This is a genomic window from Actinacidiphila sp. bgisy167 (assembly GCF_057707665.1).
The window spans coordinates 67637-90308 of the sequence record NZ_JBYIQP010000022.1 but is presented as its reverse complement, the minus strand read 5'-3'; the positions used below and the strand labels follow the sequence as shown (position 1 = coordinate 90308).

At 72.9% G+C, this 22672-nt stretch carries 22 protein-coding genes; 13 read left to right on the top strand and 9 right to left on the bottom strand.

Annotated elements, in window-relative coordinates; all coding sequences use genetic code 11:
• Positions 1-52: 52 nt before the first annotated feature.
• From AC3ET4_RS11825 to AC3ET4_RS11810, 4 genes are all read left to right on the top strand, one after another.
• The gene (locus AC3ET4_RS11825) at positions 53-772 is read left to right on the top strand and encodes a hypothetical protein (protein ID WP_431948653.1); all 720 of its coding nucleotides are present in this window, start codon (positions 53-55) and stop codon (positions 770-772) included.
• A gap of 124 nt (positions 773-896) precedes the next feature.
• The gene (locus AC3ET4_RS11820) at positions 897-1217 is read left to right on the top strand and encodes a DMT family transporter (RefSeq protein ID WP_431948652.1); all 321 of its coding nucleotides are present in this window, start codon (positions 897-899) and stop codon (positions 1215-1217) included.
• The gene (locus AC3ET4_RS11815; protein WP_431948651.1) at positions 1217-1771 is read left to right on the top strand and encodes a TetR/AcrR family transcriptional regulator; all 555 of its coding nucleotides are present in this window, start codon (positions 1217-1219) and stop codon (positions 1769-1771) included. The genes AC3ET4_RS11820 and AC3ET4_RS11815 overlap by 1 nt, the downstream gene beginning before the upstream one ends.
• A gap of 121 nt (positions 1772-1892) precedes the next feature.
• Entirely contained in the window at positions 1893-3116 is a 1224-nt protein-coding gene (locus AC3ET4_RS11810; protein WP_431948650.1) for an MFS transporter, read from the top strand.
• Here the strand turns inward: AC3ET4_RS11810 and AC3ET4_RS11805 are convergent.
• Positions 3094-3981 (bottom strand): winged helix-turn-helix transcriptional regulator, encoded by an 888-nt coding sequence (locus AC3ET4_RS11805; protein ID WP_431948649.1) that lies wholly within the window; start codon positions 3979-3981, stop codon positions 3094-3096. The two genes, AC3ET4_RS11810 and AC3ET4_RS11805, sit on opposite strands and share 23 nt — an antisense overlap.
• Positions 3982-4048: 67 nt before the next feature.
• Here AC3ET4_RS11805 and AC3ET4_RS11800 point away from each other — a divergent pair, with 67 nt between their 5' ends.
• Both AC3ET4_RS11800 and dapD read left to right on the top strand, forming a co-directional pair.
• Positions 4049-5317 (top strand): MFS transporter, encoded by a 1269-nt coding sequence (locus AC3ET4_RS11800; RefSeq protein WP_431948648.1) that lies wholly within the window; start codon positions 4049-4051, stop codon positions 5315-5317.
• Positions 5318-5327: 10 nt separating this feature from the next.
• Complete coding sequence (gene dapD / locus AC3ET4_RS11795) at positions 5328-6320, top strand: 2,3,4,5-tetrahydropyridine-2,6-dicarboxylate N-succinyltransferase (RefSeq protein ID WP_431948647.1); 993 nt, start codon at positions 5328-5330, stop codon at positions 6318-6320.
• A 180-nt stretch (positions 6321-6500) separates the two neighbouring features.
• Here the strand turns inward: dapD and AC3ET4_RS11790 are convergent, their stop codons facing one another.
• On the bottom strand, positions 6501-6866 hold the full coding sequence (locus tag AC3ET4_RS11790) for a peptidoglycan-binding domain-containing protein (RefSeq protein ID WP_431948646.1): 366 nt from the start codon (positions 6864-6866) through the stop codon (positions 6501-6503).
• A 503-nt stretch (positions 6867-7369) separates the two neighbouring features.
• Here AC3ET4_RS11790 and AC3ET4_RS11785 point away from each other — a divergent pair.
• Complete coding sequence (locus AC3ET4_RS11785; protein WP_431948645.1) at positions 7370-7714, top strand: hypothetical protein; 345 nt, start codon at positions 7370-7372, stop codon at positions 7712-7714.
• 499 nt (positions 7715-8213) lie between these two features.
• Here the strand turns inward: AC3ET4_RS11785 and AC3ET4_RS11780 are convergent, their stop codons facing one another.
• Positions 8214-8696, bottom strand: a complete 483-nt coding sequence (locus AC3ET4_RS11780) for a GNAT family N-acetyltransferase (RefSeq protein ID WP_431948644.1) — start codon at positions 8694-8696, stop codon at positions 8214-8216.
• 187 nt (positions 8697-8883) lie between these two features.
• Positions 8884-10608 carry a dolichyl-phosphate-mannose--protein mannosyltransferase gene (locus tag AC3ET4_RS11775; RefSeq protein WP_431948643.1) on the bottom strand — a complete coding sequence of 575 codons (1725 nt, stop codon included), beginning with the start codon at positions 10606-10608 and terminating at the stop codon, positions 8884-8886.
• 499 nt (positions 10609-11107) lie between these two features.
• Here AC3ET4_RS11775 and AC3ET4_RS11770 point away from each other — a divergent pair, with 499 nt between their 5' ends.
• A complete protein-coding gene (locus AC3ET4_RS11770; RefSeq protein ID WP_431948642.1) occupies positions 11108-12664 on the top strand; it encodes a hypothetical protein in 1557 nt (518 codons plus the stop codon).
• Positions 12665-12840: 176 nt separating this feature from the next.
• Positions 12841-14307 carry an alkaline phosphatase PhoX gene (locus tag AC3ET4_RS11765; RefSeq protein WP_431948641.1) on the top strand — a complete coding sequence of 489 codons (1467 nt, stop codon included), beginning with the start codon at positions 12841-12843 and terminating at the stop codon, positions 14305-14307.
• Positions 14308-14382: 75 nt separating this feature from the next.
• On the opposite strand, the gene AC3ET4_RS11760 is transcribed toward AC3ET4_RS11765, so the two are convergent.
• Complete coding sequence (locus AC3ET4_RS11760) at positions 14383-15588, bottom strand: TerD family protein (protein WP_431948640.1); 1206 nt, start codon at positions 15586-15588, stop codon at positions 14383-14385.
• A 166-nt stretch (positions 15589-15754) separates the two neighbouring features.
• Complete coding sequence (locus AC3ET4_RS11755; RefSeq protein ID WP_431948639.1) at positions 15755-16564, bottom strand: NAD-dependent epimerase/dehydratase family protein; 810 nt, start codon at positions 16562-16564, stop codon at positions 15755-15757.
• A 209-nt stretch (positions 16565-16773) separates the two neighbouring features.
• On the opposite strand from AC3ET4_RS11755, the gene AC3ET4_RS11750 reads away from it, so the two are divergent.
• From AC3ET4_RS11750 to AC3ET4_RS11740, 3 genes are all read left to right on the top strand, one after another.
• Positions 16774-17709 (top strand): 5-dehydro-4-deoxyglucarate dehydratase, encoded by a 936-nt coding sequence (locus tag AC3ET4_RS11750; RefSeq protein ID WP_431948638.1) that lies wholly within the window; start codon positions 16774-16776, stop codon positions 17707-17709.
• 55 nt (positions 17710-17764) lie between these two features.
• Positions 17765-18937 carry a hypothetical protein gene (locus AC3ET4_RS11745; protein ID WP_431948637.1) on the top strand — a complete coding sequence of 391 codons (1173 nt, stop codon included), beginning with the start codon at positions 17765-17767 and terminating at the stop codon, positions 18935-18937.
• A 135-nt stretch (positions 18938-19072) separates the two neighbouring features.
• Positions 19073-19780, top strand: coding sequence for an HAD family hydrolase (locus tag AC3ET4_RS11740; RefSeq protein ID WP_431948636.1), 708 nt, complete (start codon positions 19073-19075; stop codon positions 19778-19780).
• A gap of 29 nt (positions 19781-19809) precedes the next feature.
• Here the strand turns inward: AC3ET4_RS11740 and AC3ET4_RS11735 are convergent, their stop codons facing one another.
• Positions 19810-20718, bottom strand: a complete 909-nt coding sequence (locus AC3ET4_RS11735) for an AraC family transcriptional regulator (protein WP_431948635.1) — start codon at positions 20716-20718, stop codon at positions 19810-19812.
• Positions 20719-20841: 123 nt separating this feature from the next.
• Between AC3ET4_RS11735 and AC3ET4_RS11730 the strand changes: the two genes are divergently transcribed.
• Positions 20842-21810 carry an SDR family NAD(P)-dependent oxidoreductase gene (locus AC3ET4_RS11730; RefSeq protein WP_431948634.1) on the top strand — a complete coding sequence of 323 codons (969 nt, stop codon included), beginning with the start codon at positions 20842-20844 and terminating at the stop codon, positions 21808-21810.
• Positions 21811-21907: 97 nt separating this feature from the next.
• Here AC3ET4_RS11730 and AC3ET4_RS11725 read toward each other — a convergent pair whose 3' ends face one another.
• Both AC3ET4_RS11725 and AC3ET4_RS11720 read right to left on the bottom strand, forming a co-directional pair.
• Positions 21908-22306, bottom strand: coding sequence for a hypothetical protein (locus tag AC3ET4_RS11725; protein ID WP_431948659.1), 399 nt, complete (start codon positions 22304-22306; stop codon positions 21908-21910).
• A 95-nt stretch (positions 22307-22401) separates the two neighbouring features.
• Positions 22402-22638, bottom strand: a complete 237-nt coding sequence (locus AC3ET4_RS11720; RefSeq protein ID WP_431948633.1) for a hypothetical protein — start codon at positions 22636-22638, stop codon at positions 22402-22404.
• Positions 22639-22672 lie beyond the last annotated feature (34 nt).

The following is a 22672-nucleotide window of genomic DNA, read 5'->3' as shown; positions in this document are numbered from 1 at the left end:
CGGTCGTGTTTTCGCTTGCGCGCGTTCCCCTGGCTCCGTGAGTCTTCCCCGCATGAGCAGTCATTTCGCCGCCATCGGACTCGACGTGACGGACCGGGAATCCTTCCGCGCGCTTGTCGTCGGACTCCTCGAACGCGCCGACACACAGCGGGTCGAGGGTGGGCTGAGGCAGCACGTGTGGACGGGCGCGGGCGGCGCCCGGGTCGTCATCGAGACACAGGAACGGTCGATCGCCCAGGTGCTGCCGTGCCTGGCGCCCGCCGCAGAGCCGGTGCCGGTGGCCCGGGTCGAGATGGTGGACGCGGAGACCACGCGGCTCGAACTGCTGGACACGCCCGGCGGGACGATGCTGTGCCCGCTCGCGGTGGAGCTGGAGGATCGCGCCGTGCTGCGGGCCCGGGGCGGTACGGCCTCCGGAGGCGAACTGCGGCTCGCCGCGCTCGCCGAGCGCATCACCCTCCACACCGGGGGCAAGGAGGCGTACGACGCCGCGCAGGAGGGCCGGGAGATCGGCTTCGCACCCGACTACCTCGTTCCGTACGGCCTGTTCAGGCCGGAGGCGGCGGCTGATGACTGGGTGCCCTCGGCGCATGCGGCCTTCGCCGGGGAGGTGCTGCTCGCCGAGGTCCACGTGGGCGAGGCCGGGGGCGGCCACTTCACCGGCTGCGGGTGCGGACCATCGGCGGTCACGAGGTCGACGTCGCCGTGGCCGGTGGGGAGTTGGCGGAGGTTCCGGCCCCGGGGCACTGGGTGGACGGGGAGTTCTTCCTGACCGGTTCGCTGGGCCTGACCCCGGCCGCGACGCCCGAGGGCGCCCGGAAGCGGTGGTGGTCGCGCCGGTCGTGAGGAGTTCGGTATGCGTACGGGTGTACGCATCGATGGGTACGCTTGTACGCATGGCATACGTGTTGCTGGGCGGGGCGATACTCGCCGAAGTGCTCGGTACGACCTCCATGAAGTACAGCGACGGTTTCACCCGGCTGTGGCCCTCGCTCGGCACCGCCGCCGGCTATCTGATCGCCTTCACACTGCTCGCGCAGACCCTCAGGACGATGTCGGTGGGCACCGCCTACGCGATCTGGGCCGGGGTCGGCACCGCCGCGATCGCCGCCATCGGCATGGTCTTCCTCGGCGAGGCGGCCTCCGCCGCCAAGCTGACGGGGATACTCCTGGTCGTCGCCGGCGTGGTCGTCCTCAACCTCGGCGGCTCCCACTGATGGCGCGGCGGTACGACCCCGACCGCCGGCAGCGCATCATCGAGGCGGCGATCCGCGTGGTCGGCGAGCGCGGTATCGCCGGGCTCAGCCACCGGACGGTGGCCGCGGTGGCCGACGTTCCGCTCGGCTCGACCACGTACCACTTCGCCACCCTCGACGAGTTGCTGGTGGCGGCCCTGCGGCAGTGCAACGAGGCCTACTTCCGGGAGGTCGAGGAACGCGCCCTCCTCGGCTCGCCCGGCGCCGACCTGGCCGCGGAACTGGCCGGGTTCGTCGCGGAGGCGGTCTCCCGGGACCGCTCCCGCGCGCGGCTGGAGTACGAGCTCTATCTCGCCGCGCTCCGCCGCGCCGCCGTGCGCCCTGTCGCCGCGGAGTGGGTGGACCGCATGACCGGGCTCCTGACCCGGTGGACCGACCCCGTCACCGCCCGGGCACTGGCCGCCCTCACCGACGGGATGTGCCTGCAGGCCCTGCTGACCGGCCGCGACATCGACCGGGAGGAGGCCCGCGAGGTCTTCGCACGGATCGTGGGCGAGCCCGCGCGAGCCCGCTGACCTGTACTCCCCGGGAGAACTGCTGGCCTATACCGGTCGCGACCTGATCCGGCATCCTCACGCGCCGCATTCACGCCTTCACGTGATCGATTCTTGTAGGGGGTCGATCGGAGGACAGGAAATGAAACAGGCGATGAAGGACATACCGCGGGTGGTGTGGCTCCTCGCCACCGGCATGTTCTTCGTGGCGGCGGTGAGCTTCACCTTCGTCTACCTCTTCGTCTACCTGACGGGGCCGCGCGGGCTCAGCACATCCCAGGCAGGCCTCATCGCCGGTGTGGGCGGCGTCGGCATGGTCGCGGGCAACTTCACCGGCGGCTGGTTCGGCGACCGCTTCGGGCACCGCCGCACCCTCATCGCCGGCATGGTCGTCTCCGGTCTCGGCCTGGCCGCCCTGCCGCTGACGCCGACCGCCGCCCTCGCGGTCGTCTTCCCGGTCGCCCAGTACGCCACCGGGGTCACCCGGGCCTCCAACTCCGCGCTCATCGCCTTCTCCGTGCCCGAGGGCTCAAGGCGCCAGGGCTTCGCCCTGCTGCGCTTCATGGCGAACCTCGGCGTCACCGTGGGCCCGCCGCTCGGCGCGCTGATCGCCACCACGGTCTCGTACGACTGGCTCTTCGTCGCCGATGGCCTCGGCATGCTCTTCTTCGGGGTCTACGCGCATTTCATCCTGCCGGCCAACGGCAACCACCGGCCCCGGGGCGGCTCCTCCCCGGACGCGCCCGGTCTGTGGACGGCGCTGCGCGCCCGCCCCGCCGTGCTGGTGCTGCTCGGCGCGATCCTGGTCGCCGACACCGTCTACCGCCAGCAGTACTCCACCCTGCCCGTGTACCTGCAGGACCACGGCGTCGGCACCGGTGTCTACGGCGCCCTCATCGCCGTCAACGGCGCCCTGGTCATCCTCTTCGAGCTGCCCGTCACCGTCGCCCTGCGCCGGCGCGCCCCGCTGCCGATCATCGGCAGCGGCGTGATCCTGGTCGGGCTCGGCTTCGCCGCGCTGACCACGGGCCGCTGGTACATCGCCTCCGCCGTCGTCATGATGATCCTGCTGACCCTCGGCGACATCCTCTACAAGTCGCCGTCCACGGCCTATGTCGCCGACAGCGCCCCCGACCACCTGCAGGGCCGTTTCCAGAGCATGTACGCCGGCGCCTCCATCAGCGGCGTGGTGCTGGCCGCCCCGCTCGGCGGCGTGCTCTACGAGAGCGCGCCGGGCGCGCTGTGGCCGCTGTGCGCCGTCCTCGGTCTCGTGGCCGGCGCGGCCGTGCTCGGCGCCGGGCGGCTGCCGGGTGTGCGGGACGCTGCCGCCGAACCCGAGGCGGTCAGGGCCGCGTCGCATTCCTGACGGCGTCCAGCGCCGCCGCCACGCTCGCCGTGATGTCCGTGACCGGGTAGAACACCCGCCGGACGACCCGGTCCGCGCCGACCACGAGCGTCAGCCGCTTCAACCGCACCGTGCCGCCGGCCCGGAACGTCGGCAGCCGCAGCGCCGCAGCAAGGGTGAGCTCCGCGTCCGACAGCAGCGGGAAGCCCAGCCGCTCCCGCTCGGCGAACTCCGCCTGCTCGTCCGGGCGCTGCGAGCTCACCCCGTGCACGGCGGCGCCCGCCGCGGCGAACTCCGCCAGCCGGTCGCGGTAGGTGCAGGACTCCAGCGTGCAGCCCGCGGCTCCCGGGATCGCGCCCCACCCCGGGGGATAGGACGCGGGCCGCGCATAGGCGCCGGGGAAGCAGTACACGACGGTGAACGGGTGGTCCGCGGATACGGGGTCGCGCAGTGTGCCGTCCGCGCCCGCGGGCAGCCGCAAGGGGGGCACCCGGGTACCCGTCAGCGCGTGGATGCGCTCCGCCTCCCGTGAGCCGTCCGCGGCGGTGCCGGTGGTCGCGCCGTCGCCCAGCACCCACTGGTCGCCCCAGTCCTGCAGGGCGATCAGCACCGGCAGCAGCGCCCTGCCGCGCGGGGTGAGCCGATACGCGTAGCGCGCGGGGCGCTCCTGGTACGGCTCGCGGACCAGCACGTCCGCGTCCACCAGCAGACGCAGTCGTTCGGTCAGCACCTTGCGGGAGACGCCGAGTTCGCGCTGCAGGTCGTCGAAGCGCTCCAGGCCGCGGGCGGCGTCCCGCACGATCAGTAGCGTCCACCAGTCGCCGACCACGTCGAGGGCCTGGGCGACGGAGCAGTTCGCGTCACCGAGGTCTGTGCGGCGGGCCATGCCGCTATCCTGCCACCCGGAAGTGAGTTCCCAAAAGGAACTTACTCGCAACGGGGGGGTGCGGGGCATGCGCGAGGTGCCCAGGGTCGTCTGGACGCTGGCGGCGGGGGTCTTCACGAACGCGGTGGTGAGCTTCACGTTCGTCTACCTGTTCGTCTGGCTGACCTCGGTGCGGGGCCTGCCCGTCCCGCAGGCCGGGCTCATCGCCGGTACGGGCGGGGTGGGCCTGGTCGCCGGGAACTTCACGGGCGGCTGGTTCGGCGACCACCTCGGGCACCGCCGCGTCCTGCTCGCAGGGTCCGCCGTCTCCGGCGCCGGACTCGTCGCGCTGCCCGCCCTTCCCACCGCCGCGCTGCTGCCCGTCCTGCTGCTGGCGCAGTACGCGGCCGGCACGGTGCGCGCCGCCAACGCCGCGCTCGTCGCCGTCTCCATGCCCGAGGGAGCCCGCCGCCAGGGCTTCGCCGTGTTCCGCTTCGCCTCCAACGCCGGTTTCACCGTAGGGCCGCCGCTCGGCGCGCTGCTGGCCGCCCACACCTCGTACACCTGGCTCTTCGTCGCCGACGGCCTCGGCACGCTGCTCTTCGCCGGCTACGCGGCCCTCGCGCTGCCGGCGGGAAGCGCCCGCCGGGGCCGGCCGGGGCCGCGAGCCCGCGCCGACGGGCTGTGGGCGGCGCTGCGCGCCCGGCCCGCCGTCGTGGTACTGCTGGCGACGATCCTCGTCACCGACACCGTCTACCGGCAGCAGTACTCCACCCTGCCCGTCTGGCTCGCCGACCACGGCATCGGAACGGACGTGTACGGCCTGCTGATCGCCGTCAACGGCGGCGTCATCCTCTGCCTGGAGATCCCGGCCGCCATCGCTCTGCGCCGGCGTCCGCCCTTGCCGATCATCAGCGTCGGGCTCGTCCTCGTCGGCGCCGGATACGCGGCCCTGGTCGGCGGCGCATACCTCGCCACCGCGGTGACGATGATGGTGCTCCTCACAGCGGGGGAGATCCTCTACAAGACCACGGCCACCGCCTATGCGGCCGACAGCGCCCCCGAGCACCTGCAGGGCCGCTTCCAGTCCTTGTACGCGGGGGCCTCCGCCAGCGGCACCGTTCTCGCCCCGCCCCTCGGCGGCGCCCTCTACGACGCCTCGCCCGGCGCGCTGTGGCCGGTCTGCGCGGCGCTGGCCGGGGCGAGCGGGATCGTGCTGCTGGCGGCCGCCGCGCGGTGGAGGCGCGGTACGGGGGGAGGGGCCGGCGCGGCGAAGTCCGCCGGGGGCGTGTCGGCCGCGGCGCGGCGGCGTTCCGGATGGCGGGCCGGTTGGGCAAGCGCGGGGCGCAGCGACTAGCGTTCGACTCATGACTGACACGACCGCCACCTCTCGCGCCACTGGTGCCGTCGCCGCAGGCCTCGCCACGATCGCCGACGACGGCACCGTCCTCGACACCTGGTTCCCCGCGCCCGAGCTCGTGGCGGCGCCTGGGCCCGCCGGGACCGAACGGCTCACCGCGGACCAGGCCGCCGAACTGCTGGGCGACGCCGCCCCCAGGGCGCTGGGGCCGGACCCCCGTCGTGGCGTCGAGGTCGTCGCCGTCCGCACCGTCATCGCCTCGATCGACGACAAGCCGCTCGACGCCCACGACGCCTACCTGCGCCTGCACCTGCTGAGCCACCGCCTGGTGAAGCCCAACGAGCAGAACCTGGACGGCATTTTCGGTCTCCTGGCCAACGTCGTCTGGACCTCCCTCGGTCCCGTCCCCGTCGGCGCCATCGAGCGCACCCGCCTCGCCTCCCGGGCCGAGGGCCTGCACCTGTCGGTGTACGGCGTCGACAAGTTCCCGCGCATGACGGACTACGTCGTCCCCGCCGGGGTGCGCATCGCCGACGCGGACCGCGTCCGCCTCGGCGCCCACCTCGCGTCCGGTACGACCGTGATGCACGAGGGCTTCTGCAACTTCAACGCCGGCACGCTGGGCACCTCCATGGTCGAGGGCCGCATCAGCCAGGGCGTCATCGTCGGCGACGGCTCCGACATCGGTGGCGGCGCCTCGATCATGGGCACCCTGTCCGGCGGCGGCACGTCCGTCATCTCCATCGGCGAGCGCTGCCTGCTCGGCGCGGAGGCCGGTATCGGCATCTCCCTGGGCGACGACTGCGTGGTCGAGGCCGGGCTCTACGTCACGGCGGGCACCCGGGTCACCCTCCCCGACGAGACCATCGTCAAGGCCAAGGAGCTCTCCGGCGCCGACAACCTCCTCTTCCGCCGCAACTCCGTCACCGGCACGGTCGAGGTGATCCAGCGCAAGGGTTCGTGGGGTGGGCTCAACGAGATGCTCCACAGCCACAACTGACGGAGCGTCGAGTTGCGGGCCGGGTGTCGTGCCCGGCCCCGCACCGGAGGCCGCGCCGGCCCGCGCGAGCGAGCGCCCTCCCCGACCCAGGGCGGCCGGGGAGGGCGCTCGCGGTCTCCGTGCTCGTCCAGCGTGTCTCTCGAGGCCGGAAACGCGGCAGCCGCGTTCCGGCGTGCCCGACTACAGGCGACAGGCCGCGATGGGGTTGTACAGCGCGTTCCACGTGCTGGAACCCACGATGTAGTCCACGCCCCCGGACGTCCGGTTGCAGGACTGCACGTAGCCGACGGCGTCCTTGGTCGCCGGCCCGTACTCGCCGTCCACATCGAGCCAGTACGGGTAGTTGCTGTAGTTGTTGATCAGGCACTGGATCTGCTTGACTGCCGAGCTCACGTTCGTGGGGTAGATCGTCGGCCGGGACGAGTCGGATATGTAGTTGCACAGGGGTTCGGCGCTGGCGGAGCCTCCGGAGAAGACGACGCCACCTGCGGCCATCGCCACAGCCGCCAGTCCCATGGCCGCCTTACGCTTCAGCGTGTTGCGCATCAGTGCTCCTTTGCGTTGATCCGCGGGGTGGAACGGGAGCCACCTTGCCTGAAGTGGGATCCGTTTGTCGATGTACTGGCAAACTTGGTGAGATTGATTGATGCCGCCATCGGACACTCTGCCGACCTGCGGCTATTCGCAGTGGGGGAGGGCTGAGCAGGCACTCGAAATGGAGCCGGCCTGCGGGAGGATGGCTGAATCGGCCCCTTAATGCGACCCCGCCCGCACGCCGGGGCGGACCGGGCAAGAATGGCGCGTTGTAGAGGAGCCTGGCTTGTAAGGTGCTTGACTCGATTCAGGATTCCTGGAACAAGGCCCATTTTTGTGCGCGCCCAGCGGAACATGGGCAGTGCGTCGCCGGAACGGACGTCCCGACCTCGCGACGGCCATGCGTCCGCGCGATGGAGGAATGGCCGGAAGTGCCGCTGGTGACAGAGGGGCATTGCTTGCACTCTTGTGATGTGCCTCGGATCGGGGTGTCAGGACGCAAGGGGGATGGCGCTATGCGCAAGATCGTGACGATCGCCGCGGCACTGACCATGGCCGTCGGGGGTGGGCTCGCCATGGCGCCCGGCGCCAGCGCGGCGACGCCGTGCCCGTCGGGAGCGGTGTGCATCCGTGAGACGAACGGCAGCATCCTGAGCAGGAACATCTTCTACAGCTACGGCTACCACAACCTGTCGAACGTCCTCGGATACCGCGTACTGGTCAACAGCCAGACCGGCGGCGCGGGCTTCCAGGTCTGCCTGGGGTACAACGGCACCAACTGCAGCAGCGTCGTCCGTGGTACGGGCGAATACGACCCGTACGACATGACGCCCATCAATTCCGTGGTTCTTGTGCCGTAACCACGCGGCGCCGCACGAGGGAAGACCCCTGGAGATCTCGGTGAGGGGCTGCCCGGCCGTGGCCGGGCGGCTCCCTCCCGTCTGCTCCGATTCTGGCGAATTCGCATTTTTCCATCGTCCGCTCCGGGGAGGCCGGTGCCTGCGGATCGCGTCATGGAGCGGCCGCGAGAAAATGAGAAAAGAGGAGTCGCGAGCTGGTGGGATCTCCGTGAGGGCGGTGCACGATTCTTCTCCCCTCCCCGGGTGGTGGCCGATGCCGCGCGGAATTCGCATGAAACAGCCCTCGTGCGTCGACGTCCTTGAGGGCCGGCACGGGCGGGGATCGTTGTGGAATCCGGAGCGCTGCGGAATCCGCGGCCGGGGGGTCCGCTCTTCGGTCGTGTGCGGGGGGAGGCGCGAGAGGTGGCAGCGATCAGAACGCGGGCGTCGTTCCCAGGCCCGGAACCGCTGCCCAGCGGCCGCCGGCCCGCCGAAGGAGGTCCGCCGCATCCGGCGCCGGTCACGTCGCGGAGCGGCCGGGAGGGAGTTGGAGCCGCAGCACGATCTCGCCGTCGTCGACGTCCCCGGTGGGCTCGAAGCCGAACTTCCGGTAGAAGGGCCACGGCTCGCCGTCCCCGGGTTCGTAGCTGGTCAGCAGTTCGGTTCCGCCGTCCGCACGGACCAGGTCGGCGATCTGCGTCAGCACCTCACGACCGATGCCGCGCCCCTGGTACCGCTTGTCGACCAGAAGTCGCCAGATGAAGTGCCGGTCCTGGTAGGGGCCGGACGGCGGTCTCCAGGAGAGCATGACAAAGCCGACCGGCTCGTCGCCGCGGTACACGGCGCGGTACCAGGGGTGGGCGTCCGGCATCTTCGCGGCCTGCTTGAGCGACAGGGACACGGACGCGACGAACTGCTTCTGGTCACGTCGGACCCGCAGGGCGCGGACGGCCTCCCGGTCGGCGTCGGTGATCTCCCGAAGGTGCACGTCTGGGGCTGCCATGCCACACCCTTCCCGCGTCCGGCGGTGTCCTGCTGCCACGCGTCACCGAGGACGCCAGGACGTCTTCGCAGCGTATGCGGCCCGGGTGAGCCGGGGCGGGACTGGCGCGCCGGGCACGGCCGTGCGATCCGCACACGGCCGGACCGCGGTCCGCGGCGCGCTCGGGGAACGCTTGCGGCGGTCCTGCTCACACCCAGGTGCTCAGCCACATCCGGGCGTGCCAGTCGTTGTAGGGGATCGTCTGCCCGGTGTAGATCGGGAAGAAGTAGATGAAGTTCCAGACGATCAGCAGGACGAGCACGCCCGCGGCCACCGCGCCGAAGGCGCGGCGGCGTTCGGTCGCCCCGGCCCGGCCCAGCAGTGCGCCCAGCATCATGGCGAGGGCGAGGCAGAGGTAGGGCAGGAAGACCACGGCGTAGAAGGAGAAGATGGTGCGGTCCTGGTAGTGGAACCACGGCAGGTAGCCCGCGGCGACCGCGCACAGGACGGCGCCGGCGCGCCAGTCGCGGCGCAGCGCCCAGCGGTACAGCAGGTAGGCGAGGGCGAAGCACGCAGCCCACCACAGCAGGGGCGTGCCGAGCGCGAGGATCTCCCGTGAGCAGTCGGCGACGCCGCAGCCGTCCTGTCCCAGCTTGGGGGACTCGTAGAAGAAGGACACGGGCCGGCCCAGGACGAGCCAGCTCCACGGGTTGGACTCGTAGGGGTGCGGGTCGTCCAGGCCGACGTTGAACTGGTAGACCGCGTACTCGTAGTGCCAGAAGCTGCGCAGCGGCGCGGGGATCCACGACCACATGCCTCCGCGGCCGTCCGCCCAGTGCCGGCCGTAGCCGTCGTCGCTGAGGAACCAGCCGGTCCAGGTCACCAGGTAGCTCGCCAGCGCGACCGGGACGACGGACAGCAACGACCAGGGGAGGTCGCGGCGGAGCACCGCTCGGTAGGGGCGGCGAGCCCCGGCCAGGCGCCGGGCGCCGACGTCCCAGAGCACGGTCAGCAGCAGGAAGAACGCCAGGAAGTACAGGCCGTTCCACTTGACGGCGGAGGCGAGGCCCAGCAGCGCGCCTGCCGCGAGCCGCCAGGGCCGCGGTCCGGTGCCCGCGCGGGCACCGGTGTCCCGGTCAGGGCCGGCGATGCCGTCGCCGTCTCGGGGGAGGGCCGCGGCGAGCCGGGCCCGCGCGTGGTCGCGGTCGATCAGCAGGCAGCCGAACGCCGCGAGGACGAAGAACATGACGACCACGTCGAGCAGGGCGACACGGCTCAGCACGAAGTGCAGCCCGTCGACCGCCATCAGCCCGCCGGCCAGGCAGCCCAGCGCCGTGGAGCGGAACAGGCGGCGGCCTATGCGGCACAGCATCAGCACCGACAGCGTGCCGAGCACCGCCGCCATGAAGCGCCAGCCGAGCGGGTTCAGGCCGAACATCCACTCGCCGAGCGCGATGACCCACTTGCCCATCGGCGGGTGGGCCATGAACTGGCCGGTCGCGTCGAGGGGGATGGTCTGGGGGTCTCCCAGGATCTGCGGGTCCGAGACCTTGCGGTCCCCCCAGCCGCCCTCGTAGCCGAGCTGGAGCAGGGACCAGGCGTCCTTGGCGTAGAAGGTCTCGTCGAACACGATGGCGTGCGGGCTGCCGAGGCTCACGAAGCGCAGCACGCCGGCGAAGACGGCGACCAGGACGGGACCGAGCCAGCCCATGGCCCGTGCGGCGCGGTACGCCCGTGCCGGCCCGAGACCCAGGGCCTGCCAGGCGCGGGTGCCCGGTTCGGGAAAGGGCGGGACCAGCCGCTCGCGGGCGTCGGTGCGGGGGCGCGGGCGGTGGCCGAACCGGCGCAGTCGCAGCGGCCAGTCGGCGGCGGTCGCCTCCCGGGGGGCGCCGGCGTCGTCGGTGTGGTCCGGCGTAGCGGTGTCCGTCGTCACCCGCACATCCTAGGGAGGTTGTCGGATCGTCATACCGGCCCCTGGGGGGAACCAGTTCAGGCACCGCTCCCGTGTGACCCGTCAGGCGCCGTTCGTCGCCGCCCCGGGACGGTGGGGTCGTACGGACCTGCGCTGCCGGCGCCGGCGGTGAGCCTCCGCGGCCGCACCCCGCGGTGGCCCCTGGACCGCCTCGCCGGGCAGCGCCGCGCCGTCGCGGCGGACCGCGCGGCCCGGGACACCGCGCGCCCGTCGGCGCGAGGAGCCCGGGCGCGTGGAGCCTGGTGGTCCCGGGGCGGTCGCCCGTCCGACACGTCACTTCCGCCCCACCGGTGGTCACGGATGTCCCGGGCCCGTCCGAGGCGGCGACGCGGGCGGATCACGCGACCGTCGCGGTAACGGCGGGTGACGGAAAGGAGAAGCGCGCCCGCCGGGCGCTCACACGTCTAGGCTGGTGCTGCGCGTTCAAGCGCCCCGACACCGCTGTATTGGAGACCCCGCCATGGCCGCTGACCGCCTCGACCTGCCGCCCGTGAGGCTGCTGCCCGAGGAGGAGCTGGCGCGGTTCGCACTCGCCGTACCGCTCCTCGACCGCGCGGTACGTCTGGCGCGCTGGTGCGCGCCGCACGTCACTGTGGACGCGATGGGGGAGCTGACCGAGGAGGACGTGCTCCGCGCCGTCCGTGAGCTGGGCCTGGAGGGGCAGCCGGACGGTCCGGCGGACGCGGCTCAGGCCTGGGGTGTGGCCGTCGACGCCGGACTCGTCGACCTCGACATCGAGGACGCCCCGGACGAGGACGCCCCGGACGAGGACGACAGCGACGGGGGCGACCCCGGGACCGTGGCCCTGGACGAGCCGGCGGGACGCGCCGTGCCCGGCGAGGCGCTGCGGCGACTGGACGCGGGCGGGTCGCGCGAGGTGCTGGAGGTGTGGCTGGCCGCACTGGACACGGCGCTGGCCGAGGCCGCGACCCCCGACCTCGACGGCCTGGTGGAGGAGCTGGGCCCGGACGGCGAGCTGGACCTGGACACCCTGGACTGGGACCTGGAGGAGGAGGCCGGGTTCCTCGACGGCGCGCTCGCCAACCTCTACCTCTTCACCGCCGTGGAGGACTCCGGCGGCGACACCGGGGACGCCGTGCCGCTGCCGGTCCTGGCCGCGTCCCTCGTCATCCCCGAGGACGTGGAGGAGCCGAACGACGCCCTGCTGGAGGACGTCACCGAGGCGATGATGCGCCTCGACGAGCACTTCCGGCTGCTCACGGCCACCGGGCTGCTGGAGTACCAGCCCCTGGACGACGCCCTGATCGAGGAGGTCGAGTCGGAGGAGGCGGGCCCTGCCGAGGGCGCGGCGGACTTCGGGGAGGAGCCCGGGCTCGAGGAGGTCTCCCGCTACGGCATGGTGCGGCTGACCCCGCTCGGCGTGTACGGCGTGCGATCCCGGATGGTGGACGCCGGTATGGACGCCCCGGTCGTCGGCGATCTCGCCGGGGAGCCCGCAGCCGTCCTCCTGGAGGCACTGTTCCGTTACCCGTACCCGATCGCCCGCCGGGAGGCCGACGTCTGGCTCGGCAACCGCAAGCCGTACGACGCGGCGCGCGAGCTGCTGGAGGCGGCGCGCGGCGAGGACCGCAGCGCACCCGGCCGCAGGCTGGTGGCCCAGCAGGCGCTGAGCCTGCTCGGCGACGAGGCGGAACCGGCCCTGCGCGAGGTCCTGACGGATCGTCAACTCGGCGGACTGGCACGGGTCTGGCTGACCGAACGCGAGGCGGCCGACGTCCCGGCCCCCGACGAGGAAATGATCTTCTGGCTCACCGTGGACACCATCGCCGCCCAGCTGGACGCCGATGACGACCCCGAGCTGCTGCGTGAGCTGGTCACCGACCTCGTCGCCCGGCATGACGGGTTCTTCGCCACCGCCTGGAGGGTGGACCACCCGGCGACCGCCGACGTCCTGGAGGCCATGGGCCGCATCCACCCCGACAAGCGGCTGGCCAAGGAGGCGCGCAAGGCCGCCTTCAAGGCCCGTTCGGCGGGGCCCGCGGCGTCCTCGTCCTGAACCGCCGACGGGGCGGCGGGACGGGCGCGACGGGAGGCGGCGCGGACGGAGGCGGCGCGGGCGCGAACGCCTCAAGGAATGGGCGGCCGATCGTCCCGTCCCATTCAACTCCTGTTCGCCCTGGGGCGGGAGCGTGACCGCGAAAGAGCAGTCACCCCTGCCCTCAGGAGACAACGATGCCTCTCAGCCGCAGAGACTTCGCCAAGCGCACGGCGATCACCGGTGCCGGTGTCGCACTGGCCGGAACCGTCGACGTCCTCGCCACCGCACCCGGGGCCCTCGCCGCCGAGGCCCCGGCGACCGCCGAGCAGGCGGGCGCGTCGCGGCACCACGGCGGGCTGGGCTACGGCGAGCTGGTCCCGGACCCCAAGGGCATTCTGGCCCTGCCCAAGGGCTTCTCGTACCGCGTCATCACCCGGACCGGCGTCACCAGGCTGGAGTCCGGCGAGTGGACCCCCTCCAACCACGACGGCACCGCCACCTTCGAGGGCCTGCGCGGGGCCACGCTGATCGCCAACAACCACGAGCTGGCCGGCGCGCGCGCCGACTGGCCGTACCCGGTCCCGCTGACCGAGGGCCTGGTCTACGACTCCGGCGCGGCCGGCGGTGTGACCGTCGTCGAGGTCGCCGAGCACGGCGGGCACGTCGCGGAGTGGGTCGGCGTGGCCGGCACCGCCACCAACTGCGCCGGCGGCAGCACCCCTTGGGGTACCTGGCTGACCTGTGAGGAGACCGAGGACAAGGCCGGCAAGAACGGCTTCCTGAAGGACCACGGCTACGTCTTCGAGGTCGACCCCTACGACCGCAGGGCCAACCGCGACCCCAAGCCGATCAAGGCCCTGGGCCGCTACGCGCACGAGGCCGTCGTCGTCGACCCCAAGCGCGGCCAGCTCTACCTCACCGAGGACGCCTCCAACCCCAACGGCCTGTTCTTCCGCTGGACCCCGCCGGCCGGATTCCACCACGGCCGGGGCAAGCTGCGCGCCCTGCCCGACGACGCGGGTGTGCTGCAGGCCTTCAAGTGCTTCGACTCGGGCGGCAGGTTCGTGGACGACCTGTCCCGCGCCACCACGATCGGCACCGTCTACGGCGTGGACTGGGTGGACGTCCCGGACCGCGACGCCAGGACGACCTCCGTGCGCAAGCAGTTCGCGGACGGCGAGGTGACCCGGGCCCGCAAGCTGGAGGGCATGTGGTGGGGCGACGGCGGGGTGTACGTCGTCTCCTCCTACGCCCGCGAGGAGAGCCCTGGCGCCGCGCACGACGGCGCCGTGTGGTTCTACGAGCCCAAGCGCCGCACCCTGACCCTCAAGGTCCTCCTGGGCGTCAACCCCGACCCGTCGGCCGACGGGGCCTTCGACGGCCCGGACAACATCACCGTCTCGCCCTACGGCGGCCTGGTCATCGCCGAGGACGGCGAGGGCGTGCAGCACCTGTTCGGCGCGCTCGGCGACGGCCGCACCTACCCGATCGCCCGCAACGAGCTGAACATCGGCACCGAGGAGGAGCCGGAGTACAGCGAGTTCACCGGGGTGACCTTCTCGCCCGACGGCAGGACGCTGTTCGCCAACATCCAGGAGCCCGGCATCATGCTGGCCATCACCGGCCCGTGGCGCCGCCAGGGCCGCGGCGGAGCCTGCTGAGCCCCGACCACCCGGACCGCGCCCGGTGGCCCCTCCCGCGCCTTGCGCACGGGCCACCGGGCGCGGTCGTGTCGCTCAGAGCGCCTGCGCGGCGGGCTTGACCATGCCCTTGACGGTCCGTGAGTCGACGAAGTCGCCCATCGCCGTCATCTCCCACTCGCCGGAGAACTGGCGGATGAACTTCGCCATCATCACGCCCGTGCGGGGTTCGGCGCCGGTGAGGTCGAAGCGCACCAGTTCCTCGCCCGTCGTGCCGTCCATCAGCCTGCAGTAGGCCTTGGCGACCTGGTTGAACTTCTGGCCGGAGAAGGAGTTCACCGTGAAGACCAGGCCGGTGACCTCGGGCGGCAGCCCGCCGAGGTGGACGGTGATGACCTCGTCGTCGCCCGCGCCCTCGCCGGTGAGGTTGTCGCCGGAGTGCTGGATCGCGCCGTTCAGGATCGTGAGCCGGCCGAAGTAGCAGGACTCGATGTGGTTGCGCTGCGGCCCGTACGCGATGACCGAGGCGTCCAGGTCGATGTCCTTGCCGCGGTAGGCGGGCTCCCAGCCGAGGCCCATGCGGACCGAGGCCATCAGCGGCTTGCCGCCCTTGACCAGGGAGACCGTCTGGTTCTTCTGCAGATTGACCCGGCCCTTGTCCAGGTTGATCTTGCCCGTGCCGGCCGGCGGGGCAGGCGCGGCCGGGGGCGCCGGGGGTGCCGGGGGAGCGGGAGGCGGTGTCATGGCGGCGGGCGGCGGGGATGCCATGGGCGGTGCCATGGGCGGCACCTGCGGCGCGGCGGCCGCGGGCTCGTCGACGGAGACGCCGAAGTCGGTGGCGATGCCCGCCAGCCCGTTCGCGTACCCCTGACCGACCGCGCGGGCCTTCCAGGCGCCCGCGCGGCGGTAGATCTCGACGACGACGAGCGCGGTCTCGCTGCTCAGCGCGGGCGGGGTGAACGTCGCGAGAACGGCGCCGCTGTCCGCGTCCCGCACGGTCGCCGTGGGCTCGGTGCCGGCGAAGGTGGCCCCGGGCGCGTCGGGACTGGCCGTCACGACGATCTTCTCGATGTCGGAGGGCACGGCCGCCGTGTCGACCGTGATCGCGTCGGGGGCGGCGCCGCCACCGGACCGGTAGGTCACACCCGGCCCCGCAGGCTGGTTGTAGAAGACGAAGTCGTCGTCGGAGCGCACCTTGCCGTCGGCGGCGATCAGGAGGCCCGACACATCCAGCCGCACGGGCGCGGATACCTCCACGGCCACGCGCGCCGCGGGGAGCGGGATGTTCGAGCCTGGTGTCATTGCGGTCATGTTCGGCTTAACGAGCGTTCCGGGTTTACGGTTCCATTACCGAACGCGCTTTTCCCGTGCCGCGTGGCACCTGTGCCGGCCCCCGCGGACGGCGGCGGCGCGGACCGCGGTGACCCGGCCCGTGAGCGCCGGCTGCGGGCCGGGAGCGGGAGCGGGGTCAGTGGGGCCAGATGGGCGGGTGCGTGGTGAAGTGCCCGCCGAGGTGGACGTGGTCGGGGTTCGCCGGGTCGAGTTCGCCCTGCTCGGCGACGAGCCCGGCCGCGAAGGGCTCGGAATCGTCCTGCGGCTCGTAGCCCAGCGCCCGCGCGGAGGACAGGTCCCACCACAGCCGCGTGTTGGCGGAGCTGCCGTAGACCACGGTGTGCCCGACGCCCTCGGCGGTGAGGGCCGCGTGCAGCAGGCGCGCGCAGTCCCCGGGGCTCAGCCAGAGGGAGAGCATGCGCACCGACGTGGGCTCGGGGAAGCAGGAGCCGATGCGGATCGACACCGTCTCCAGGCCGTGCAGGTCCCAGTAGAGCTGGGCGAGGTCCTCACCGAAGCCCTTGGACAGGCCGTAGAAGGTGTCGGGGCGACGCGGGGTGTCGATCGGGATGAGCGGGTCGCCGCCGACCGGACGCGGGGTGAAGCCGACCGCGTGGTTGCTGGAGGCGAGGACGATCCTCGGCACGCCCTCCTCGCGGGCGGCCTCATAGAGGTGGTAAGAGCCCTCGATGTTGGCGCGCAGGATCTTCTCGAAGGAGGCTTCCACGGAGATGCCGGCGAGGTGGATGATCGCTTCGACACCGCGCACGGCCTCGCGCAGGGCGGCGCGGTCCGCCAGGTCCGCGGTGACCGCGTCGGGAGCGCCCTCGACGGGGAGCATGTCGAGGAGGCGCAGCTCGTAGCCGTACGCCGGCAGCAGCTCGCGCATCAGCGTGCCCACGCCGCCCGCGGCGCCGGTGAGCAGGACGGTGCGGGGAGCGGGCATGCGCTGGCCTCCTCGGAAGAGACGTCCATGTGCATGGACATCATTCATATTCATAGACACGCTAGGGAGTGCCTGCGGAAGCGTCAAGCTCCCTCCCCTTGCGGTGTCTTCCTTGACCGTGCCTAATGCGCTGCCTTAGCGTGAGCGCGTTCATGCATATAGACATCGATCAGAAGAGCGCACAGGCGCCCGTCTCCAGGGAGAACCCGATGACCGATGCGGCCTCACTCTCCGCGCGCCTCGACGGCCTGCTGTTCTTCCCCGTGACGCCCTTCGGCCCGGACGGTTCCCTCGACCTGGACGTGTTCCGCACACACGTGCGCCGCGGTGTCGAGGCAGGAGCCGGGGCGGTCTTCGCCTGCTGCGGCACCGGCGAGTTCCACGCGCTGACGCCCGAGGAGTACCGCGCCTGCGTCGCCGCCGCCGTCGAGGAGACCGCGGGCCGGGTCCCGGTCGTCGCCGGCGCCGGATACGGCACCGCACTGGCTCTGCGCTTCGCGCGCCTCGCCGAGGAGGCGGGCGCCGACGGGCTGCTCGCCATGCCCCCCTACCTCGTCGTCGCCGACCAGGCGGGACTGCTGCGGCACTACGCGGCGCTCGTCGAGGGCACCTCGCTCGACGTCATCGTCTACCAGCGCGACAACGCCGTCCTCACCCCCGAGACCGTCGCCCGGCTCGCCCGCGTCCCGCGCGTCATCGGCCTCAAGGACGGCGTCGGCGACCTCGACCTGATGCAGCGCATAATCAGCGCCGTCCGCAGCACCGTCCCCGACCGCGACTTCCGCTACTTCAACGGCCTCCCGACCGCCGAGCTCACCGGCCTCGCCTACCGCGGCATCGGGGTCCACCTGTACTCCTCCGCCGTCTTCTGCTTCGCGCCCGAGATCGCCCTCGCCTTCCACCGCGCCCTGACCGGCGGCGACGACGCCGTCGTCAACGCCCTTCTCGACGGCTTCTACCGGCCCTTGGTGGAACTGCGCCGGCAGGGCCGCGGTTACGCCGTCTCCCTGGTCAAGGCCGGGGTCCGGCTGCGCGGGCTCGACGTCGGAGAGGTGCGCCCGCCGCTGTCCGAGCCCTCCCCCGCGCACATCAAGGAACTCGCCGAGCTCATCGACCGCGGCCTCGCCCTGGTCGGTGAGGACTGAGACCGGCACCGCCGTACGGTGGTGCCCGCGTCAACCCACACACCCAGGAGCCGCCTTGAGAGCCTCCACCTTCGTCTACCCCTGGGACGTCGTCGGCGACCCGCGGGCGGCGGAGCGCATAGCGAGCCTCGGAGTCCACCAGGTCAGCCTTGCCTCCGCCTACCACTCCACGCGGGCGCTGACCCCCCGCCACCCCGGGCACCGGGTCGTCACGGCCCGCCACGCGGCCGTGCTCTACCCGCCCGACGAGCGCCGCTGGGCAGGACGCGCCCTGCGCCCGTACACCCAGGACTGGGCGGGCGCCGAGGACGCTTACGGCGAGGCCGCCCGCGCCCTGCGCGCGGCGGGACTGGCCGTGCACTCCTGGGTCGTGCTGGCCCACAACTCCCGCCTCGGGGACGAACACCCACGGGTGAGCGTGCGCAACGCCTACGGCGACCGCTACCCCTGGGCGCCGTGCATCGCGCAGCCGGACGTGCGCGACTACGTCGTCGACCTGGCCGCGGAGGCCGCGGTGCGGCCGGGGACCGGGACGGGCGGCACGGAACTGGAATCGTGCGGCTGGTACGGCTTCCCGCACCTGCACGCCCACGACAAGACGGGCGGGGTGCCGCTGACCGGGGCCGCGCAGTACCTGATGTCCCTGTGCTTCTGCCCCGCGTGCGAGGCGGGTTACCGCGGGCTGGGCGCCGACCCGGCCGAGCTGCGGGCGGCCGTGCGCGGGGCCCTCGCGCCGGTGTGGGCTGGGGAGTGGACGCCGGGAGACGACGAATGGGCCGACGTCGAGGCGCTGCTCGGGGCGGACCGCGCGCGGCTGACCATGACGTGGCGGGGTTCCGTCGCGCGGGATGTGCAGCGGGCCGCGGTGGAGGCCGTACGGGCGGCCGCGGCACCGGGGTTCCAGGTGCTGCTGCACGCCGACCCGCACGCGCACCGCTGCGGGGCCAACGCCGGCGTCGACCCGGGGCACGTCCTCGGCCACGCCGACGGACTCGTGCTCCCAGGCGCGGACCTGGTCGCCGCCTGCGTGCCGCACGCGCGACCCGGGACGGTGCTGGCGGCCAACGTCCCCGTGGTCGCCGGGATGGGCGGCAGCCCCGGCACGCTCGCCGCGGACGCGGCCCGGGCGCGGGCCGCGGGGGCGACGGAGCTGCGCCTCTACCACGCGGGACTTGCGTCCGCGGAGGACCTTGCGGCCGTCCGGGCGTTCCTGACGGGGGCGGGGTGAGGCGTGCGCATTGCGCGCGGGCGGGCCGGCGCCGCGTGCCGCGTGTTCGCGCCGGGGCACGAAGGGCGGCGCCGACCGCGGCGGTGCGGCGTGGCAGACTGCCCGGCATCGTCAACTGGTTCGCCGGGGGGGAACATGCCCGCTTTCAGGGCCGTCCTGCTGGACTGGGTGGGGACGCTCATCGTCCCCAGATGGGGTCCTGACCACGCCGGTCCCAAGGGCGGGCCGTGGATCGAGGGCGCGTTGCGGCGTCTCGCCCGGGAGGTCGCGCCGCCAGAGGTACGACGGCTCAGCGCGGCTCTTGACGCGGCCGTCAGGGAACCCGAGGTCGCGCGGGCTATGAGCGGCGCGGACGTGTCCGTCGCGTCCTATCGTGCCGGTTTCCGGCGCTGGACCTCGGCCGCAGGCATCGATGAGGCGCTGGCCGACGCCCTGTACGCCGAACTGGCCCACCCGGACGTGGCCCTCTTCGCCGCGGACGTGGAGCGGACGCTCGCGACGCTGAAAGCCGCCGGCCTGCTGGTGGCCGTGGTCAGCGACATCCACTTCGACATCCGCCCCTGGTTCGCGGCGGCGGGCCTGGACGGCCATGTCGACCGGTTCGTGCTGTCCTTCGAGCACGGCGTCTGCAAGCCCGACCCCGCCGTCTTCCGGCTCGCGTTGCGCGAACTGGGGGTGGGCCCCGATGAAGCGCTGATGGTCGGGGACCGCTCCGGTCACGACGGCGCGGCGGTGGAGGCGGGCCTTGCGACACTCCTGCTCCCGCCCCTTGCCGCGGCGGGCGAGGAACGCCTGCACCGCGTGCTCGCGTGCTGCGGACTGCGCCAGCCCGTGCGGCCCTGACCGCGCCACCGCACCGCGTCCGGCACCCGTCAGGCCGCGGCGCCGCCCCTATACGCGCGCGGAGAGCTCCCCGTCACCTCCTTGAAGGCCGTGCTGAGCGCGCTCTCCGAGCCGTAGCCGACCGCGTGGGCGATGACGGCCAGGGTCTCGGTACCCGTGCGCAGGCGCTGCGCGGCGAGCTCGATGCGCCACCGCCTGAGGTAGTCCAGCGGCGGGCAGCCCACGGTCCGCTTGAACCGCGCGGCGAGCGTGGAGCGCGACACCCCGCTGGCCCCGGCGAGTTCGGCGACCGTCCAGGGGTGCGCCGGCGCGCTGTGCAGCGCTGCCAGCGCGGGTGCCACCACGGGGTCGGCAAGGCCCGCCGGCCAGCCCGCGCCTTGCGGCTCGGCCGCCAGGTGCAGACGCAGCACATGGACCAGCATGACGACGGCCAGGTGCTCCGCCACCAAGGTGGCGGCGAAGGGCCGTCGCAGCAGTTCCTGCCCGATCTGCTCCAGTGCCCAGCGCACGGTCTCGGCGTGCTCGGTCGCCGCGGGCACATGGATGACCGGCGGCAACGCGTCCAGCAGAAGGCTCCGCGCGCGGTCGCCGAAGGAGAAGCGGCCGCCGACGAGCAGCACCTCGTCGCCCCGGCCGACCTTGGCGAAGCCGCCCTCCGCCGCGGCGAACACCGGTTCCGCGTCGACCGGCGCCACGCCGGGGGCGCTGCGCAGCACGAACGGACGGGCCTGCGTGAGCAGGAAGCAGTCGCCCGCGGCCAGTTCCACCGGACGGGGAGTCCCCTCGACCTCCAGGAGGCACCCGCCCCGCCGGACCGCGTTGAACTTCACCCCGGTCGGCGCCCCGAAGCGCACGGCCCACTCGCCGCCCGCCACGAGGCCCGTCGACAGGTGGGCCCTGGTCTCCAGCAGGGCCAGGACGTCCTCGAGCGGATCCATGCGTGCCTCCCGAAGACCCTGGACGATGAATCAAGTTTTCCGGACTCTTCATTATGGAGGATGCGCGCTGCTGTCCCTAGCCTGACGTGAGTACCTGTTCTTCCCTTCCCTTCGAGGTCTCCTGTGCTCGACCACCACCTTCTGCAGACACCTTTCTCCTTCCACGCCACGGCCTTGGAGGTCGTCGAGGGAGTCGACCTCACCGGCCGGCGTGCCCTCGTGACCGGCGGCGCGTCCGGCATCGGACTGGAGACGGTCCGGGCCCTGGCCGAGGCCGGCGCGCACGTCACCGTCGCCACACGCGACCCCGCCGCCGCTGCGCCCGCACTGCACGGGCTCGCCGCCACGGCCGCCGGCGCCGACCGGGTCGACGTACGCCCCCTCGACCTGGCCGACCTCGCCTCCGTCGCGCACTTCGCGCGCGAATGGAGCGGCCCCCTCGACATCCTCGTGGCCAACGCCGGGGTCATGGCCCTCCCCGACCGCCAGGTCACCGAGCAGGGATGGGAGCTGCAACTGGCCGTCAACCACCTCGGGCACTTCGCCCTCGCCACGGCGCTCCACCCCGAACTGCGGGCGGCGGGGTCGGCACGCCTGGTGATCGTCAGCTCCGGCGCGCACAAGGACGCCGCCTTCGACTTCGGCGACCCGCACTTCGAGCGGCGCCCCTACGACCCGTGGACGGCCTACGGGCAGTCCAAGACCGCCGACGTCCTGTTCGCCGTCGGCGCCCGCCGGTGGGCCGCCGACGGCATCACCGCCAACGCGCTCAACCCCGGGTGGATCCTCAGCACCAACCTCAAGCGCCACATCGACGCCGCCACCATGCGGGCGATGGGGGTGACGGACGACCACGGCGAGATCGTGCCGCAGCCGTACCACAAGACCGTCGAGCAGGGCGCCGCCACATCGGTGCTGCTCGCGGCCTCACCGCTGCTGGACGGGGTGACCGGGCGCTACTTCGAGGACAACCAGGAGGCGCCCGTCGTCGGCGGCGACGAGGAGTACCCCGGCGGCGTCGCGCCCCACGCCGTGGACCCGATCGCGGCGGACCGCCTCTGGGACCGAGCCGAGTGCGCCCTGCGCAGGTGACCGCCGGCGGGCGCGGGCCCTTCGCGTCCCACCGCGAGGCCGCCCGTCCTCGGGGTGCGCACGGGTGCGAGGCCCGGGAGGGCCGCCCGCGGCCCGATCACGCCGCCTGGGCGCCCTCGGCGGCCGCCCGGGCCGCGCGGCCCTCGTGCCAGAGGGCCGCGCCCGTCACCAGCGCGCCCACCCCCTCCCACGCGCCGACGCCGAGAAAGCCGGACGGCGCCCGGCCGAACACCACGGCGCCGGTGAAGACGGTGCAGGTCAGCAGCCGGAACGGGACCGTCCAGCGGAAGAAGGCGCGCCAGTCGGCGAGGGCCGCCAGGACGTAGTAGACGCCCATGTTGAGCGCCGCCATCGAGGAAGCGGTGAGGAACACCAGGGTGTAGTCGCCGGCCGCGCGCTGGTCCGGCTGCTGGAAGCCGAGCAGGGACAGCTGTACGGCGGGCGAGACGATCCCGACGATGCCGAGCGCGGCGGCGAGCAGGCCGAAGACGGCCATGGTCCAGCCGGAAAGGGAGCGGGGGAGACGCACCGGTCCTCCAAGTCGGGGGGCGGCGGCTTCGACGCCCCAACTACCATGATCCTAGGGGATGTTCATGGAGAAGTGCGCTGTAGCAGCTCCGTAGGGAGGATCACTGCGGACGGCTCGTCGACCGCGATGCGGGCGAGCGGCGGCCGCACCATCCGGTGCGCGCCGCCCCCTTCGTCCGCCGCCATGCGGGCGACCCGGGCGCCCTGCCCCAGCGGCTCCCCGCGGGCGACGGACGGGACGCCCGTCTCCTCCAGTCGCCCGGCGACCGGGTTGCCCGAGCGGCTGGACGCCGGCAGCACCCTCGCGACGTGCCCGGCGGTGTTGTAGCGGGTG